Source organism: Pseudoxanthomonas japonensis (assembly GCF_010093445.1).
GTDB classification, from domain to species: domain Bacteria; phylum Pseudomonadota; class Gammaproteobacteria; order Xanthomonadales; family Xanthomonadaceae; genus Pseudoxanthomonas_A; species Pseudoxanthomonas_A japonensis.
This window is the reverse complement of sequence record NZ_PDWW01000055.1, coordinates 1-1,229: the sequence shown is the minus strand read 5'-3', so window position 1 is coordinate 1,229 and position 1,229 is coordinate 1. Positions and strand designations below refer to the sequence as shown.

The following is a 1,229-nucleotide window of genomic DNA, read 5'->3' as shown; positions in this document are numbered from 1 at the left end:
CTTGGATTCAACCGATCGACGCAACAGTTTGTCGATATCGCTCTGCCGGTGTCTCGTAGCCCAGCGTCTTGCGTGGCCGTTCATTGAGTTGGCGTGCCACGGCATCCAGTCTGGCCTGCGTGACATCGGCCAGATTGATCCCCTTCGGGAAGTACTGCCGCAGTAGGCCGTTGGTGTTCTCGTTGGTGCCGCGTTGCCAAGGATGGTGCGGGTCGCAGAAGTAGACCTGGATGTCCGTGGCCAAGGTGAAGCGGCGGTGCGCCGCCATCTCCTTGCCCCGATCCCAGGTCAGCGACCGGTACAGCTGCTTCGGCAGACGGCGTGCGTTCTTGATCAGTGCATTGACCACGGTCTCCGTGTCCTTGCCTGCCACCTTCACCAGCATCAGATACCGCGTCTGTCGCTCCACCAGCGTGGCGATCTGACTGTTCCGGTCACCGAACAGCAGGTCGCCTTCCCAGTGTCCCGGCACGGCCCGATCTTCGGCGCTGGCCGGCCGCTCGCTGATCGAGACGGTGTTGGTGATCCGGCCATGGTTCTCTGTCTTTTGGGTGTGGTGTCGTGAGCGATGCATCGCCCGCGTGCGCCTCAGGTGCGCGAGCAGCTCCTGTTTCAAGGCTCCGCGGGACTGGATGTAGAGCGTGCGATAGATCGTCTCGTGGGACACCTGACGGCTCGCATCATCGGGATAGGTGCGTTTGAGCCAGCCGGCCACCTGCTCAGGCGACCACTGCCGCTGGATCTTCTCTGCCACGCGAGCGGCCAAGGCTCGATGCAGCGTCAGCTTACAGGTCTTGGGGCGCCGCGCCCTGTCCCAGGCGGTCTGGTCGGCTTGGCTGGCGCGGTAGCCTTCAGCGCCTTCGTTGCGACCGATCTCGCGGCTGATCGTGGATGGCGCCCGCCCCAGCAACGCGGCAATCGTGCGGATCGATCGTCCCGCCGCCAGGCCGCGGGAGATCTCCTCGCGCTCGGCCAGGCTCAGCACCCTCGGAGATCGACGCCTCACTGGCGGACGAATGCCGCCGTGCTGGGCCAGGATGTTCCGGACGGAGCTGTGGTGCCGATCGAACAGGGACGCAATCTGATGCAGGGACTCGCCCTGCTGCCAGCGATCCCACATCAGTGCCTTCTCGGTGTCGGTGTAGTAGAGCCTCTTCCTGCGCTTCATTCGCAACACTCCTGCTGCCTATGCAGCTATCCGTGTGTTGCGTCGATCATATGAATCCGCG

At 63.8% G+C, this 1,229-nt stretch carries 1 protein-coding gene; it reads right to left on the bottom strand.

Features of this window, described 5'->3' with window-relative positions; all coding sequences use genetic code 11:
- Nucleotides 1–7 precede the first annotated feature (7 nt).
- Nucleotides 8–1,168 (bottom strand): IS30 family transposase, encoded by a 1,161-nt coding sequence (locus tag CSC78_RS18715; protein WP_162339381.1) that lies wholly within the window; start codon nucleotides 1,166–1,168, stop codon nucleotides 8–10.
- Between the last annotated feature and the right edge of the window lie 61 nt (nucleotides 1,169–1,229).

What these genes read in the sequence shown, in the direction of transcription:
- CSC78_RS18715 (WP_162339381.1), bottom strand. Translation starts at nt 1,168, where the DNA reads ATGAAGCGCAGGAAGAGGCTCTACTACACCGACACCGAGAAGGCACTG.